Raw genomic sequence first — 15651 nt, forward strand, 5'->3', positions numbered from 1 at the left:
TCGGAGTCAATTTTTCATGTCTACGTTTTCATCCAGTTTAGAAACTACTTCAAAATGGCTGAATTGGAAATGGCAGATTCAAAACAGAATCAAAACACGAACCCACCTGTCCGAATTTCTTGAACTTTCGGAAAAAGAAATTCTCTCTTTCGAAGCCTGCTCTCAATTTTTTGAATTTTCCGTCACGCCATATTATCTCGGCCTCGCAGCCCCAAAAGATCCAAATTGTCCAATCCGACTTCAAATCGTTCCACACCAAGAAGAGTTGATTCGTAACGGTTTTGAAAAACAAGACCCACTATCCGAAGAAACATTTATGCCGGTCAAAGGAGTCACACATAGATATCCGGATCGAGTTCTTTGGTATCTTTCCCATGTATGTGCGGTTTATTGTAGATTCTGTACTCGCAAAAGAAAAGTTAGCAAATCTTCCCATACTCCCGGCCAAGAAGACTGGGACCAGGCTTTAGATTATTTTTGGTCTCACAAAGAAATCAAAGAAGTGATCCTTTCGGGTGGAGATCCCTTGAATCTTTCTGACGATAAGTTGGATTATCTTCTAAAAGAATTAAAATCTATTCCACATATCAATCAAGTTAGAATTCATTCCAGATACCCAGTAACTCTTCCAATGAGAATCGATTCTTCGTTATGCGCTGTTCTCAAAAGACACTTTCCAATTTATATAGTCACTCATTTTAATCATCCAAAAGAAATTACCCCTCTTGTTCGAGAAAGGATCTCTCTTCTTATTCAAGAAGGGAACACGATGGTTTTGAACCAAGGAGTTCTTTTAAAGGGAATCAATGATTCCGCCGAAACGTTAAAGGAACTGTTTTACGGACTTACCGCAATCGGAATCAAACCTTATTACCTACATCAGTGTGACGAGGTATGGGGAAGCGGAAGTTTTCGCGTCGAGATAGAAAAAGGTGTGGAAATTATGAAACAGATACGTGGGAGAATTTCCGGACTATCGGTTCCTTTGTATGTAGTGGATTTGACCGGTGGTGGAGGTAAGGTTCCTCTTCCCACTTCTTATTTGGCGGAAAAAACAGATCATTCTTATATATTTCGAAATTATCAGGATGAACTTTATGAAATTAGTTATTAAGCGAAATCAATTTTACTGCGTGTTTCAAGACGCAAAAATATTGAGTCCATTCTTACTTTATTCAAAAGAAATTTATTTCCTATTTTTCAAACGACTTATCTCGTCGTTTTTGTTATTTGGATTTTTATTTGTTTGTAAAACACCGGAAAGTCAAGGGGCTTCTTCCTCCATTGAAACACCTAGATACCTAAGACTTAATTACGACGTGGTCTATGACACTTCCGAAGGAATCATCTTACACGAAACAGGGAAACTATTTGCAAGAGGTCTATTTTACGATTTTACGATCCGTTCTTCTGAAAATCAATTTGGAAGGATCAAAGCATCCTCTTATACGGAAGACAATCAGATCGATTTCAAACATATTTTAACCGCAGAAGAATTGAATTCACTTCAAAACAAACAATATCAATATTTTTCCATGCCAAACGACTCAAGGGCTAGCGTTTTAACCGGAACTCATAATGAAAGTTGTTATATTCGATGGGAATGGCAAAAAGAATCCTTTATTTTTGTGTTTGAAACGGACTTTAAAAACGATTCGGGAAAAAATCCTGTCTTACTTGGAAAAGAATTTCATGAAAATATCCGTAAAGGGCTCAGAATTTTTTAGTCTTCTTGACCAATTCCGTACAGATCCGTATTCTATCCTTTGCAAGGATCTAGTATGTGGTTGAAACTGGGAGATTCAGAAATCATCAACCTGGATTATATATCCACGATCAAAAAAAACCAATCTTCCAATTCGATAGAGATCATTTACAACGATCTAAACCATATCAAATCCCTGCCGTTTCGTAGCCCTACGGAAAGAGATAAAGCTTACGAAGCGATTCTAGAAAATCTTTCGAGAATGAAATTATTTTTTGAATAAAGAGGGAAAGATGGAGTCGATCAAACAAAATCTACAAACCGTATTTTCCCTAAAACCGTTCGAAATTCTTTTTTATGGATCTAGACAAAGAGGAGATTTTAAGGATTCGTCCGATTTTAACTTTTTTCTTTTGGCAGATCCAAGTGATCAATTGAAGAGTACGTTTTTAAGAGAAATCAACGCAATCCTAAGTCCTTTAGAAGAAATTGCTCCAGTTCAACTCGTTACTGCGGATATAGATTCTTTTTTGGCAAGACTTCGTGTTTTCGAACCTTCTGCGGCCCATTTATGCGAATTGGGAGAACCCTTTTTTGGAAAAACTTCCTTTCCTCTTCTTACTCGAGAATGGGCAAAACTCAAAACTCAGACAATAGATTCAATTACCGGAGTAAAACATTTAAAAAAGAGATACCGTTTTTACAAAAGTATTTCTCCTAGAAACACAAAAGAAGAAATCCTAAGAATGGAAAGACTGATTGCTCTTTATCTTCAAAGTTGGGTTTTCAAAGAGATAGAAGACTTAAGTTGGATAGAAATCGTTTACGCGGATGTGCCCACCCGACTCATTGCTATGATACGCGGACTTTACTACAAGGAAGCAGACGAAAATATTTTAGAAATTTTGAATCTATATGAAGAAATTTTAAAATTAAAAACTGAAATCCGAAATCATCAAAATCCCTTTTCCGCAGAGAGATTTCAAAATCTCAAAGACACAATTCGGTTTGAAGAAAAAGAAATTAAAATTCTTAAATTGAATTATTAGAACCAAAGATTTAATTCTTTATTTTTCACCACTGTTTCTAAATATATTATAAATACAATATATTCGGGAATATAAATATACTACCAAATTAAAAATTTTTGCTTATTTCTAAAAACCAAAACGGAAGACAGATAAAATTCATAACTCAACTAATGTGAATTTACCTACCCAGAATTTTATAAAAAATACCTAGTATTTTGCACTGAAACAAGGCTTTATAATAGAATTGTTGAAAAATTAATTCTCCATCTGTTTCTATTTTATGGAAACCGGCAATTGAAGCAGTTTTGTTAATCGTCACTATGGAATTTTTCAACAACTCTATTGATTTTACCTATAAATAGTTTTAGTATCTTTGCCGTAATAATCAGACCCTCCTCGAACCAAAAGAAAGATTGTAAGTAACGTGAGTTTGGCGTAAAAAATGAAAAAGAATTTTCTAAAAGTATGAGTTCCTACATTTTAAAATTTCACTGTAAAATTTAAGTTTGCAGTAGTTCCTACAAATTACGTCGCATTTGTCCGTATTAAAATTTAAAATAAATTTTCTAACCTAAGAATATTCATGTGGTAGTTCCCACATTTTAAGAATCGATCTGTAAAGTTCAAATTCCAACTTTTATCAGAAAAATGAATTCATTACACCGAACCCACGTTGAGTAAATGACACTATCTTTATGGAATTTTTTGAACGTTATGTTTGAATAACGCGAGATTGATATAATTAATGCGAAAGTAATTATTATATGTAATTCATCAAAAGTAGTATTGAGTTTCTTATTCACCAAGATTTTCTCCACGAATTCGCGTGAATAACATTGAACTAGCAATTTTAGAAACTTATTTATGCTCTTTTTGCTAGATTGTTGAAAAATTAATTTTCTTCTGTTTTTTTCATTAAAACGAATGGGAAAAATCATTTGTAGATATGGATTTTTTCAAAAATTCTATTGAATTGTTTGTCTCTAAAAATCAAAAACACAGGGTTCCTGCATCTTGTTTTTACAAAAAAATTTATTTAATAGAAGTTTACTGAATTTTTTTAGAATAAAATAATTTACTTATCTTTTTCAAAAACGGTAAAAGAAGAAAATAAAGAACAATAGAAGCACTCGGAACCCAAATCAACCAACCTAATACCGCAAAGGCAGCAACATCGAATATTCCTTTCGCAATTACGGAAACGTTATCCAAAGAAATACGTTCCGCCCAACTTAAATCCAAAGGAGTAGAGGTAACAATAGAACCTGTTTTTAAAAACGGAAAGATCAAAATAATTTGTAAAGGATAAACGAGATAATTCGCCAACTGAATTGCAACCGGATTGAGTCGAAACAACACGCCTAAAATTCCACAAAGAGCCATAGTCGTACCAATTAAAGGAAACACACCCATTCCTGCACCAATAACGATACTTAATGAAATTTTTTCCGGAGTAATTCCAGATTTCAGTTCTTTTTTAAGAACTTCGATTATATTTCTTGGAGAAAAAACTTTTAGGATTCGAAAAAATTTAAAATTCAAATGTCCGCCTCTGACTCAAAAACCATATAGTAGAATATTCAAAGAAAGGTTTGCTTTTAAACTAAGATTTGTTCCAAAATTACGGTCTATATAATTAGGAATTAATACTGATCTCTATAAAATTGAGTACCGTTAATTTTAACACAAAACCCTAGCTCCATATAAAATATTAAGTACTTTATTATATAGTTATGAATAATAAAACGAATCAAATAGTATATATATAAAAGCTACAACTACATAAAGGAAAAGTAATATCTTCGTTTAAATTACAGATCATAAATACGCAAGTCGATTTAAAATAACGTGAATTTAAAAGAATCACAAAAATTTTTGTAAAATCGAAATTTGTAAGAGTTTCCATATTTCTTTTTATTTTTCAGTTGTAAAATAAATTTTTCAGAAACACCAAATTCAAACTTTTATGATCTATTCAAAAAGAATGGCTAAAAGAATGTAACGAACAATTCGTAAAGTAAACACAATACTTACAAATAACCATAATCTTTGTCTAAAAAAACCCGAAAGAATAGTGATAGGATCACCTACAACGGGTAAAAAGGATAATAATAAAACCGGCCAACCAAAAATTTTTATTTTTTGATACAGACTTTGAAACGTTGATGAAGATTCCAGCTTTTTATGAACAAGAGTTTCCGAACTATAACCAAGAAAATAATTCACGATACAAGCGGTACAATTTCCAAATGAAGCCCAAACAACTGCCTCATAAGTAGGGAGTCCTGAAACAAGTGCAAGAACCAAAGCAGCTTCGGAGCTAAACGGAAGAATGGTCGCCGACACAAAAGAGACGAACGCAAGACCAACACCGCCATACATGGCAATCAGTTCAGAAAAAATTCTCCAAATATTTCCTTCAAACTCCAAAACAACTATCCTTTCAACTTACAGTTGAATATTTCGTAATTTACCAACTCTTTGATTTGAATCAAAATTCTATCGACAGATACTTGTATAGAAGAATAAAAACCAAATATATCATCTGCAGTAGTTTTTATTGAATACGAATTCAAAAGTCTGTTCTTAAAAATTTAACTGTGAACAAGAACATAAGTTTAGGTTCGTAAGTACTTTCAATTGTTAAATACTTAATTTAAAAACGTTCAATGTTTTGGAACCAATATTGTCTTTTTAGAAGACGATAGAGATTAACTTGGCTTAATCAAGTTACGACTCAAAACTATAAAATAGAATTATTGAAAAATTCTATAGCGGCAATTAGCAAACTGCTTCAATCGAGCATTTCATGAAACAGAAACAAGATAGAGAATTAATTTTTCAACAACTCTAATACTAAAATCTCTGCTTTTAAACGGAATTTGTTTCAAACCTACAGTATTCTACTATTGTATAGGGTTTAGCAAAAAACGGCCAATTTTCATAAAAAACACTTAAACAGTTTCTTAAAATTCACTTTTAGTTTTCAAAAATCTACTTACTACAAAATCAAAATATAATCTGAAAATTTTGAATTTTAAATTTCGTATCTTATAAGCCTAAAAATAAAATACTTATCTTAGAAATCTGAACTGAATGAATAAAAAAATAGATCATACTATAAAGTGAATCCTATTTTTCGAACTCTTCCAGCTTTAATAAATAGACAATTAAACAAAGTTATGTATAAGTATTTTATTTTTATAGCCCTACTTTTTTTCAGTTTTTGTATAAAGTCCCCCGCCGTTCTTGATCCGCCCTACTTTATATTACAGTATTTGCAAAATGTAAATTCTACTGAAAATCAGGGAAATAACTCCCAATGCCCTGCTCCTGCTGGTCCTTTTAATCCAGGGGCAATCTTTGATACTGGCCAAACTCTTTGTTGGAATGGAGCTGGAACCGTTCAAACTTGTGCACTGTGGCTGCCAGGCGCTGATGGAGATTTTAATAATGTTCCAAATGCTCGCAGTTTTGTAGGACCGACCCAACACTGTAAATTTACTTCCGATTATACTATATTCGATCCTTTGCATGGACTTACTTGGAAGGCCTGTGCACAAGGCCAGACTGGTTCAGACTGTTCTGGTAGTGTTGCGGCTCCAATTAACTGGGCAAATGCGAATGCAGGACTTTCTGGAAGTTGTACCGAGTTGAATACTCTCAACAGTGGAGAAGGATATGCTGGCAGAACCAATTGGAGAATCCCTACAGTAAGAGAATTAGCATCTATCGTTCACTACACAAATAATCCTCATATTGAGAATGCTTTTTTTCCTTCTAGGACATTTACCGGAAGGCCTTATATGACTAGCACAATAGATGCTAGGGCAGCAGGCAACAATTGGGCGATAGACTTTTCAGTTGCACCACCTATGGACGTAAGGATTCTTAGCACAGCACAAGCAACCTCTATTTATTTGCGTTGTGTTTCCGGAAACGCGATGCCTGCAACTTCTTTTGTAGATCAAGGAGATGGGACAATTCGAGACCTAAATACTGGACTTCTTTGGGCTCAATGTTCAGAAGGACAAGGAGGAGTAGGATGTATGTTTGGAGGTATAGGGAGCTTAGATTGGAATCAGGCGCGTGGTAACTGCAATGGTAAAGTTTTAGTGCCGGGAAGAGTTTGGAGGTTACCGAATATAAACGAACTTTTAAGTATCATAGATTATAGTGACCCTAATCCGATTTTGCCCACAATCGATACTACTTTTTTTCCAAACACACCCAATCCTTCAGGATATTGGACCTCTACTACATATGATAGCAATAAAAGTTTAGCTATAGCTGTCGCTTTTGGAAATGGTATAGTTGCTACATCAGATAAGTCTGGTAATCTGCATGCCCGTTGTGTAACTACCTTCTGATCTTGCTATTGTTTATAAGTTAACGTGAATTTAGCCTAAAGAAGTTAAAAGTTGGAAATTGTCTTTAGATCTTAAATTCAAAGAAGGTTTTTTGGAAAAAAGGAAAATACAACTTAACTGCTTAATAGGTTAACGGCCCAATTAAAAGCTTTTCCTTAAACATCTGAAGAAATCATATAATAGATCGGTAATTTTAGAACAGACTCTAATTTTAAAAACTTTCGAAGAATATTATAATCCAATAAAATGAGTCTGCATCATCTTATGAATCTTTTCGGCTTCTTGGCCTGCACGTGCTGCAAAATCCGATCCGTTAGATGCAAAATGAATCCCCCTCGAAGAATTAATCAACGAGTTACGTCCACATACTGGTAAAAGATTTTCTAGTTTTGCACCCTGAGCGCCAAAACCAGGTATTAAAAAGATCCGATTCGGGTTTTGTGTTCGAAGTGTTTCCAATTCGGAAGGACTGGTTGCACCTACAACAAATCCTAAATTTGAGATAGCGACCAAGTTAGCTACGTAAACAACCTCTTCGTAAAGAGTACGTCCCGTTTCGGAAAATCTTTTTTTTTGAAATTGAGCCGAATCAGGATTAGAAGTTAAACAAAGCCAGAATATAAGATAATCTTGATATTCTAAAAAAGGGCGAATCGAATCCAAACCCATATAAGGAGAAAGTGTCAGGCTATCCACCTGCAAATCTCCAAAATAATATTTCGCGTATTGTCTCGCAGTATTGTCTAGATCCCCTCGTTTGACGTCAGCTACGATCGGAATCTGAGGGTAATTACTTTTGAGATGTCCAATTACTTTTTCGAACTGTCTGATTCCGGAAGAGCCAAATACTTCAAAAAACGCGATATTCGGTTTGTACGCAACTGCGTAGGAAGCGGTTGCATTTATAATTTCCTTGCAAAACTGTACAAGTGGCTCTGGACTTCGTTTAACAATTTCGGGGAGTTTGTCAAAGTCAGGGTCCAATCCAACACAAAGAAGAGACTTTAAAGATTGGCTTCGGGTTAGGAATTTACTTTGGAAATTCATTTTCCCTCCCAAATACAGAAATTTTATTTTCGAACGATATGTTTCTGCGCAAATTGTGGAAGTACAAACGCCGCTTTGTGCATTTCTGCAGAATAATACTTTAATCCCTGCGGAACTCTTTGGGGATCAGGAACTACAGTGTACGGATCAGGACCTTTGGAACAGTAGGTAAATCCAATGATCCCAGAAGGATAGGTCGGAACTACTGTGTAGTAGTAACCACAATGTTTAAAAATCTCTGGAATAAAATTAAATAGTTCGCGAATAATCGACCCGTGATAGTAAAAGCTTTCCCCTTGAGTCGTGCAAATTCCGCCTTCTTTTAAACAGTTAGCCATAGTTTCATAGAATGGTCTTTTAAAAAGAACCTCTGCAGGACCAACCGGATCAGAAGAATCTACCATGATACAATCGAAATAATTCTGATAATCTTTTACGTATTTAGCCCCGTCTTCATAGGCGTGTTTTACGCGAGGATCTTTCATCGCGTTTGCGATTTCAGGAAAATACTCGTAACATACATCGATTACACCCTTATCAATTTCACAAAGATGAACTTCTTTTACCGAAGGGTGTTTGAGAACCTCGCGAACCGTTCCTCCGTCCCCACCTCCAATCACCAAAACCTTTTCCGGATTTGGATGACTCATCATAGGAACATGAACGATCATCTCATGATACGCAAATTCATCCGCTTCGGTCATCATGACTACTCCATCTAGAGTGAACATTCTTCCGAAACCAACAGATTCGAATACGTCTATTTTTTGAAAAGGAGTGGTCCTTGAATGCAGGAACTCCTTTACCTTGATTTTAAGCGCACGTCCGTTTTTAAGTTCTAATGCTTCGTCTAACCAAAGTTCCATCAACTTTCCTTAGAAACGGTTAGTCACGGTGAGTCTCATGGCATCACCTTGAAAAAATTTACGGGTAAACTCAGCAGCTACCTTTGGATCATAACACTTACAAGAGAAAATATCTATATAAGAAGTATTCGTCTCATTCGCAAAATGAGCCGAAATACAAGACGTTTCAATTAACTGAAACATCGAATATCCTGCGACTCTTTCATCTTCTCCGAAATGAACTACTACAGTTTCACCAAAACGTTTCATCTCTATAAGATCGCAAAGTTCCAAAACATAACGTCTGATCGCATCTGCATCCCGAATTAAAGCAGGATTACAAGATTCAAGATCAATCGAAGTCAAAAGTCCCCAAGCCCCTTCTACAAAAGCAGGATGCACTTTCAATTCTTCGTTAGAATCTATCTGAGATTGGATATAGGTCGGAAAATGTTTATAAAATCGAGTACGAAAAGCGTCTGAATTCTTTCCTTTTGAAAGCGCAAGCTCCGGAGAATGCATCGCAGGATGAAAAGAAACCTCTTCTCCTGCAGCAATGTCTCTTAGTGCCACCAAAGTAATATCTCCCTGGTAACCACAATTCGCATCCTCTTTTTGTCGAATCAGATGGATCGAATCGATACCATCATCGTGCAAAGGAGAAACTAAATAAAAGTCTCGATTGACACGATGCGGAGTAGATAACCCAGAAAGGCCAGCCAGTTCATCTTTATGAACCGCCTTACCTCCCCATACGGCTACAACTTCTCCAACAGGAATAGGTTCTCTTGTAGAGAGATACGTTTCTCCTGAATCGGTAGTTTGAATCTCAAGAGAATTTCTGAGATAAGAAAAACGGGTAACTAATTTTTGTGTTTCTCTGGTTTTCAGACTCATCGTCTTTACCTCTCTAAGTTTATAAAATAAGGGTGCTCTCCGCCTAAAAGCGAAGAAATAGATCCGCTTATCATAATTTTGGATTTATGGGTGGAGACTTTAATTCCCAACTGGCTTGTGATGAAGGTCTACGCCTAAGTTCAGTACACCACGTTTCATTTCCACAACGGAAACGTTTTTCGAGCCAAATTTCTCTTTTAGATAATCCAGGGCAGCCTGATTATCAATGAGATCCCCACAGGTAAATACGTCCACGGCACAATAACCGTATTCGGGCCAGGTATGAATCGCAAAATGGGATTCACTAACAACAACCACGCCGCTCACTCCATACGGACTGAACCTATGAAAAACCGACTTAATCGTCGTGGCACCTGACAGGTCAACGGACTTTAACATGATGTCCTCAACTAATTCGTGGTTGTTAATGGTTTCATAATCGCATTCATAAAATTCGGCGATTACATGTTTTCCCAATGCGTTCAACTCCTAGACACCTCCAGAAGAACATTTAGATTAAGAATCGAGAATGATTTTCACTATATTTTTTTGTCAACTCTGACTGTAAATTTTATTTTATTTTTTTGGACTTCATTTAGATCTAGAATCCTACAAAAAGAAGGAAAAAACCTTCTATAAGGAAGTAATGCAAACTACCTTTCATAAGACTAAAACGAATCTTTGTGATTGGTTTTACTTCACGTATCCCAATGATAACCTTTAAGAGATTCTTATATTCGCTTCCTCTTGAAACACTTTTTATTTTATTCTTAAAGATCTTTTATAGAAACCCAATTTGATTCTTTTTAGTTTCAAGTTTCATCTTGTTAAAACCCATCTCAAAAGAATTCAAGGAAACCTTTTCATAATTGCATTTCAGGTCGTTAGCCTTGATTACAATGAAATTTTGGGAGCAATCGCCCTGTTTTAACGGATCAAAACCTTGGTGTTTTTAACTTTGATATGATTTTAAAAATTCAGATATGGAATTCCTATCTTTTTCCAAAGAATGTTTATGTACTTCTTCAATAACCGCTTCAATCGCTGCGCCCATTAAAAACACTCCCGACTTCACTTCTACATCGTAACTTCTTTCGGATTTGTCAGGGCCTAACTCCTTATAAACGGAAACCCCGCTGATCTTCAGTATATTTTCGTTTCCTGGAGGAGCTAAAGTGAACTCGTGAGTATTGGTTTCTAAATTGAATGTTGAATTTTCTAATAAAGATGGATCGGACAATAGTGTTGCAAGCACCTTTGGCATGGACTCTGCAAGTTTTACTTTGCGTTTTTGATAGACTAAGTTACCTTCTTTTTTCTCTTCTATAAGTTCTACGTTTTTTAATTCCGGAAACTTATCTAAATATTTATATCGATCCTCTCTCGCTTTTAACAGATTTTGCAACGGGACGGGAAATTGTTGAACTACCTTATATTTCATCCGGACCTCTTGATAAGTTCTCGCACATTCCTTCCGGAACGTTTTGTTTTTCAATCCAGTTAATAAAAAACTATAGGAAGAATTTGCAAGACATTAATTCTGGTAGTAGTTCAATGAAAGATACCTATTCTTCCTGGATTGAAATTTCGAAACGTTCTCTGAGTAACAATTTAGATAACTTTCGATCCATTTTACGTCCCAACTCTACATTGACCGCGATTTTAAAATCCAACGCATACGGTCACGGTATCGAACCTATGACCAGACTTTGTATTGAAGCGGGGATTTCACGCATCGGAGTCAACTCAATCGAAGAAGCGCTTCTTATCCGTAACATCGATTCTAAAATTCCAATTTTGATTATGGGAGAAATTCAAAATCCAGAAAAAAGAAAGAACGTGTTATCTGATCCCAATTTCTGGATCGTTTTTTCAAGACCGGAAACAGCTCGTATACTTTCTTCCTTTTTACCCGCTCCTAAACTTCATCTCAAAATTGATACCGGTATGGGTAGGTTAGGGAGTCACGGAGAAACTTTAAAACAGACGTTAAGCGAATTGAAGAACGTAGGAATTACACTTGGCGGTATCTGCACCCATTTTGCTAGTACGGAAGACGTATTAGAACATAAATATTCTCTTATGCAGACTCAAAAGTTCGAAGAAGCAATTTTTCTTGCTAAGTCCTTTGGTTATAATCATTTAATCCGACATGCCTGCGCCTCAGCTTCTACGATGTTGTTTCCAAATGCTCATTTTGATATGGTACGAATCGGTATCTCTTTGTATGGTCTTTGGCCTAGTATTCAGACCAGACTCTCTTTAAACCTTACTGGAAATAAAAACTTTCAACTAAACCCCATTCTTTCTTGGAAATCCAGAATCGTTCATATCCAATATCATCCTGCAGACAGTTATATCGGTTACGGCTCCACATTTCAAACTTCGTATCCTACAAAAGTTGCTATCGTTCCTGTTGGTTATTACGAAGGTCTGGATCGAAAACTTTCTAGCAACGGTGATATGTTGGTTCTTGGTAAAAAAGCCCGAATTATCGGTCGTATTTGTATGAATATGACTATGTTAGACGTTACTCATATTCCTGGCGCGGAAGTAGGTAGTATTGTTACGATTATAGGACAAGACGGAGAAGAATCTATCACCGCAGACGATTTAGCAGATAGAACTCATACCATTAACTACGAGGTCATGACCAGAATCAGCGAATCTATTCCCAGGATTGTAGTAGACTAGAAACGATTCCTTTCTTAGTTTATCTTGTATTCCAAAATTACAAGGGTTGCATGCAAGAGAACTCAGTTATCGACAAAAATTCGGGTACGACTCAAATCGTTCATTCCACAAATACTTATAACTGGTTGATCGGTATAGTATATAAAACTACGGGTATTTTTTTTGATTCTATCGAAGAATACTTTTCTCAAAACAATCATGATAAAATTCTACGAGCTCCCTATCCTACCGTCATTATGGGAAATCACGTTGAAGAAGGGGATGTTCCCGCTCTCTCAGTAATCCATAGAGTGGTTCAACCTAAAATTAAATTTGCAATTCCCGCAAGAGAAGACATACTTAAAAAAGATTTTTTAGTCAAAGAATTTAGGCCTAAAGGTACTTTAAAACTGATTTTAGGAATGATTGATAAAACAAATCTAATTCCGATTTTCTTAAAATACATCGGATGTTTCCCCGTCAAACGTCCATTTCGCGACAACGCTAGAGAACTTCTAAAAAGCGGAGAACTCAGAAACATGGTTGATCAAGAATGGAGCTCTTTAATCGAGAGAGTCTCTTCCGGTAGAAATCTTTTTTTATTTCCGGAAGGAACCTACAACCATGACGGTTATCTGAATCAGATCAAAAAAGGGGTCTATTTTATTCGCACAAAAATTAAAGACGTTCATTTTATTTCGTTCACCCTTACATACGATTATATCTCTGCAAAAAAAACACAACTCCACATCGCTTACGGAGAAAATTTTGAAATCCCCGAAAATATAAATAGCGACGAGGTAATTAGCATAGTAAAAGAAAGATTAGGAAAAAATTATGTAGTTACTCCCGGCAATCTTCTTTCTATGATTTTAATGCGACTGAGTACCGAAGCTGCGATCGGAAAAGAAGTACTTTTTAAACGGTTACAAAACTTTGCTACAGAAATCAAAAAAAGAGGAAAAGAAATTCACGTTTCTGGAAAGTTATTTTCTTCCCATTTGGAAGATACATTTCAAAACATTTTAAAAAAAGGGTTGGAAAGTAAACTTCTAAAACTGAACGGAAATGGAGAGATTCTTGGAACCGAAAAACTGATTCAGCAGGAAGGAAATGATATTAGAAATTTAAAAAAAAGAAATATACTTTTGTATCATTCAAATCAGCTTACTTATCATAAACCTGAGCTGGATAAAATTTTTATTTCTTTAACTTAAATCAAGGATACGAAATTAGAATGAATTTTTGGAAGCGGTTATTTTCCTCAAAAAGAGAATATCGATCCGCGGCAAAAATCTGGATCGAAGATCCTGAAAAATTACAGAAAAGTATCCATCGGATCTTTGACCTACTCTTTGATTCTACTCTCAAAGAATTAATGCCCGAGAAAATTTTCTTCTCTTTAGAATCCTTAAATGGTATTAAAATTCCAGAAGATAAGATTAAAACTATATTAAAAGAAATTAATATTACAGAAACTTTTCCTTTCCATTCTGCTTCAGATGTTATGAGTTTGGAAACTCAAGAAGCAATTTTAAAATTCGCCACTGGAACCGTAGCAGCTCCGTCCAAATTTTTTCTGATGAAAATTTTAAATCAATCTCCCATTCAAGAGATGTTTTCTTTAGGTTTAGAAAAAATATTATTAGAATTTAATAAAAAACTCAATCCTCTGGCGAGCATGTTTCAAGCCGCTGGCTTTGAAAAACAAATCTCAGGTTTTCTTTCCACCCTACTTCCAGGTTTTACCGAAAAGATCGCAGAGTTAATTCACAATTCTTCCGAAAGTGAAACTGGTAAAATTTTTATTTCTAACACGTTGAAAATTCTTTTTCAGACCGGCTTTTCTGATTTAGGTCATTTAGAATCTTCCGACTTTAGAAAACATTTGGAAAAACTCAAAGAAGCGATTTCTAAAGATCCTATTTTAGAAAAGAATTTGGAAAAACTCTACGAAAGTTTCAGAGACACAATTCTAAATGAATATAGAGGAGAAACTCTAAAAGAATTTTTAGGTTATTCTGAAAAAGAATATATTCTTTTTAGAGATTCCGTTTCTAAAACCACCGCCGAAAATATTCTCGCCATTCATAAACAAAAACCTCTGACTGAACTGGTTGCCGGTCTTTTAGAGGACGTACTTGGATGAAAAAAGTAATCAATCAAATCGGTAAGGCTTTAGAATATCTGGATAAACTAGGTACTGGTAAATCCTTTCAACTATTTCGTTCTTTAGGTTACGAAAAGTTATACTCTCTTTCCGAAAAAGTGGATCATAAGAATCTTCTTTATATCAGCCAGAATTTGGATGAACAAACGATTATAGAATTTTTAAATCGTATCCCAGAAGAAACATTAGTTGATCTTATTTCTAAAGTTCCTCCGGAAGACATTACGTATTTTGCAAATAGTATTCCTATGGACGATCTTGTCTTATTGTCCACCTCGATTCCTGCTAAGTTTATTGCGGAAATGTCCCTGAAAACCGGTAAAGAATCTGCTACCGAACTTTTAAAAAATATAGGAACACAAAAATCTATCGAATTATTAAACGAAGTTGGAATTCAGAACTTCATCGAACTTTCTTTGAAAGTCCCTACCATTGAATTGATTCCTATCGTTCGAGAATTGACTCCTAAACAATCCGGGGCTTGGGTTCGCAAAAGAGGAATCGGAGATATTCCCAAATTGATCAAAGCGTTTGGTGTTCAAAACCTCTTAGTCTTTTTAAGAACCCTTGGTTTTGAAAAAAACATTCATATCATGGACGTGTTAGGTCTAGAAGAATTAATCGAACTTGCATATACAATTTCCGGAATGAAACTTCCAGGTTTGTCCACGTCCGGAAAAAAACAAAAAAAAGTTTCTAAAAAAATTCCCAAACAATCACAAAAGAAAACTTCTTCCCCTTGGAAGAAAAATATTAGAAAATTTTAATTTTTTTGAAATGTGGAAACTCCACCCTAATTTAACGTGAATTCGGCGTTAGAAAATGAGAAAGAATTTTCTAAAAGTGGTAGTTCCCACATTTTGAGCTTGTCCCAAACTTCAAAAAATTTTACACGATAATTCCTTAGAAATTT

General features: G+C 35.2%; 17 protein-coding genes and 1 pseudogene. 9 read left to right on the top strand and 9 right to left on the bottom strand.

Features of this window, described 5'->3' with window-relative positions; genetic code table 11:
* The first annotated feature begins 16 nt into the window (after positions 1-16).
* From BW942_RS01195 to BW942_RS01210, 4 genes are read left to right on the top strand one after another with little or no spacing between them, the layout of a single operon-like run.
* Positions 17-1114 carry a KamA family radical SAM protein gene (locus tag BW942_RS01195; RefSeq protein ID WP_000103002.1) on the top strand — a complete coding sequence of 366 codons (1098 nt, stop codon included), beginning with the start codon at positions 17-19 and terminating at the stop codon, positions 1112-1114.
* The gene (locus BW942_RS01200) at positions 1098-1727 is read left to right on the top strand and encodes a hypothetical protein (protein ID WP_000779912.1); all 630 of its coding nucleotides are present in this window, start codon (positions 1098-1100) and stop codon (positions 1725-1727) included. Before BW942_RS01195 ends, BW942_RS01200 begins: the two co-directional genes overlap by 17 nt.
* A 54-nt stretch (positions 1728-1781) precedes the next feature.
* Complete coding sequence (locus tag BW942_RS01205) at positions 1782-1988, top strand: hypothetical protein (RefSeq protein ID WP_000266284.1); 207 nt, start codon at positions 1782-1784, stop codon at positions 1986-1988.
* Complete coding sequence (locus BW942_RS01210; protein ID WP_001031000.1) at positions 1981-2754, top strand: hypothetical protein; 774 nt, start codon at positions 1981-1983, stop codon at positions 2752-2754. The genes BW942_RS01205 and BW942_RS01210 overlap by 8 nt, the downstream gene beginning before the upstream one ends.
* A gap of 605 nt (positions 2755-3359) precedes the next feature.
* Here BW942_RS01210 and BW942_RS22195 read toward each other — a convergent pair.
* The 3 genes from BW942_RS22195 to BW942_RS01225 all read right to left on the bottom strand — a co-directional run bounded on the left by BW942_RS22195 (position 3360) and on the right by BW942_RS01225 (position 5166).
* A complete protein-coding gene (locus BW942_RS22195) occupies positions 3360-3674 on the bottom strand; it encodes a hypothetical protein (RefSeq protein ID WP_000577097.1) in 315 nt (104 codons plus the stop codon).
* A 109-nt stretch (positions 3675-3783) separates the two neighbouring features.
* Positions 3784-4278 (bottom strand): DUF2062 domain-containing protein, encoded by a 495-nt coding sequence (locus tag BW942_RS01220; protein WP_001009545.1) that lies wholly within the window; start codon positions 4276-4278, stop codon positions 3784-3786.
* Positions 4279-4707: 429 nt separating this feature from the next.
* Entirely contained in the window at positions 4708-5166 is a 459-nt protein-coding gene (locus BW942_RS01225; RefSeq protein ID WP_000393936.1) for a YqaA family protein, read from the bottom strand.
* Between the two features lie 752 nt (positions 5167-5918).
* Between BW942_RS01225 and BW942_RS01230 the strand changes: the two genes are divergently transcribed.
* Positions 5919-7106 (top strand): Lcl C-terminal domain-containing protein, encoded by a 1188-nt coding sequence (locus BW942_RS01230; RefSeq protein ID WP_002084639.1) that lies wholly within the window; start codon positions 5919-5921, stop codon positions 7104-7106.
* Positions 7107-7136: 30 nt separating this feature from the next.
* Here BW942_RS01230 and BW942_RS20700 read toward each other — a convergent pair.
* The 6 genes and pseudogenes from BW942_RS20700 to BW942_RS01255 form a co-directional block, all read right to left on the bottom strand.
* Positions 7137-7249: pseudogene (locus BW942_RS20700) on the bottom strand (IS982 family transposase); the annotation flags it as partial.
* A gap of 88 nt (positions 7250-7337) precedes the next feature.
* Positions 7338-8153 carry an orotidine-5'-phosphate decarboxylase gene (gene pyrF / locus BW942_RS01235; RefSeq protein WP_002080039.1) on the bottom strand — a complete coding sequence of 272 codons (816 nt, stop codon included), beginning with the start codon at positions 8151-8153 and terminating at the stop codon, positions 7338-7340.
* A 23-nt stretch (positions 8154-8176) separates the two neighbouring features.
* A complete protein-coding gene (gene speE, locus BW942_RS01240) occupies positions 8177-9019 on the bottom strand; it encodes a polyamine aminopropyltransferase (protein WP_000424716.1) in 843 nt (280 codons plus the stop codon).
* 9 nt (positions 9020-9028) lie between these two features.
* Positions 9029-9895: an S-adenosylmethionine decarboxylase gene (locus BW942_RS01245; protein ID WP_000054152.1), complete on the bottom strand. Its 867-nt coding sequence runs from the start codon at positions 9893-9895 to the stop codon at positions 9029-9031.
* A 99-nt stretch (positions 9896-9994) separates the two neighbouring features.
* Positions 9995-10381: an adenosylmethionine decarboxylase gene (speD, locus tag BW942_RS01250; protein WP_000992621.1), complete on the bottom strand. Its 387-nt coding sequence runs from the start codon at positions 10379-10381 to the stop codon at positions 9995-9997.
* A 466-nt stretch (positions 10382-10847) separates the two neighbouring features.
* A complete protein-coding gene (locus tag BW942_RS01255) occupies positions 10848-11336 on the bottom strand; it encodes a DUF2505 family protein (RefSeq protein ID WP_000875950.1) in 489 nt (162 codons plus the stop codon).
* A 113-nt stretch (positions 11337-11449) separates the two neighbouring features.
* Here BW942_RS01255 and alr point away from each other — a divergent pair, with 113 nt between their 5' ends.
* From alr to BW942_RS01275, 4 genes are read left to right on the top strand one after another with little or no spacing between them, the layout of a single operon-like run.
* Positions 11450-12589, top strand: coding sequence for an alanine racemase (alr, locus tag BW942_RS01260; protein ID WP_001982425.1), 1140 nt, complete (start codon positions 11450-11452; stop codon positions 12587-12589).
* A gap of 50 nt (positions 12590-12639) precedes the next feature.
* Entirely contained in the window at positions 12640-13785 is a 1146-nt protein-coding gene (locus BW942_RS01265; RefSeq protein WP_001157561.1) for a 1-acyl-sn-glycerol-3-phosphate acyltransferase, read from the top strand.
* A 20-nt stretch (positions 13786-13805) separates the two neighbouring features.
* Positions 13806-14717, top strand: coding sequence for a hypothetical protein (locus tag BW942_RS01270; protein WP_001012308.1), 912 nt, complete (start codon positions 13806-13808; stop codon positions 14715-14717).
* Positions 14714-15505 carry a magnesium and cobalt transport protein CorA gene (locus BW942_RS01275; RefSeq protein ID WP_000755935.1) on the top strand — a complete coding sequence of 264 codons (792 nt, stop codon included), beginning with the start codon at positions 14714-14716 and terminating at the stop codon, positions 15503-15505. Before BW942_RS01270 ends, BW942_RS01275 begins: the two co-directional genes overlap by 4 nt.
* The last annotated feature ends 146 nt before the right edge of the window (positions 15506-15651 follow it).

Origin of the sequence: Leptospira interrogans (genome assembly GCF_900156205.1) — a bacterium.
Lineage (GTDB): Bacteria > Spirochaetota > Leptospiria > Leptospirales > Leptospiraceae > Leptospira > Leptospira interrogans.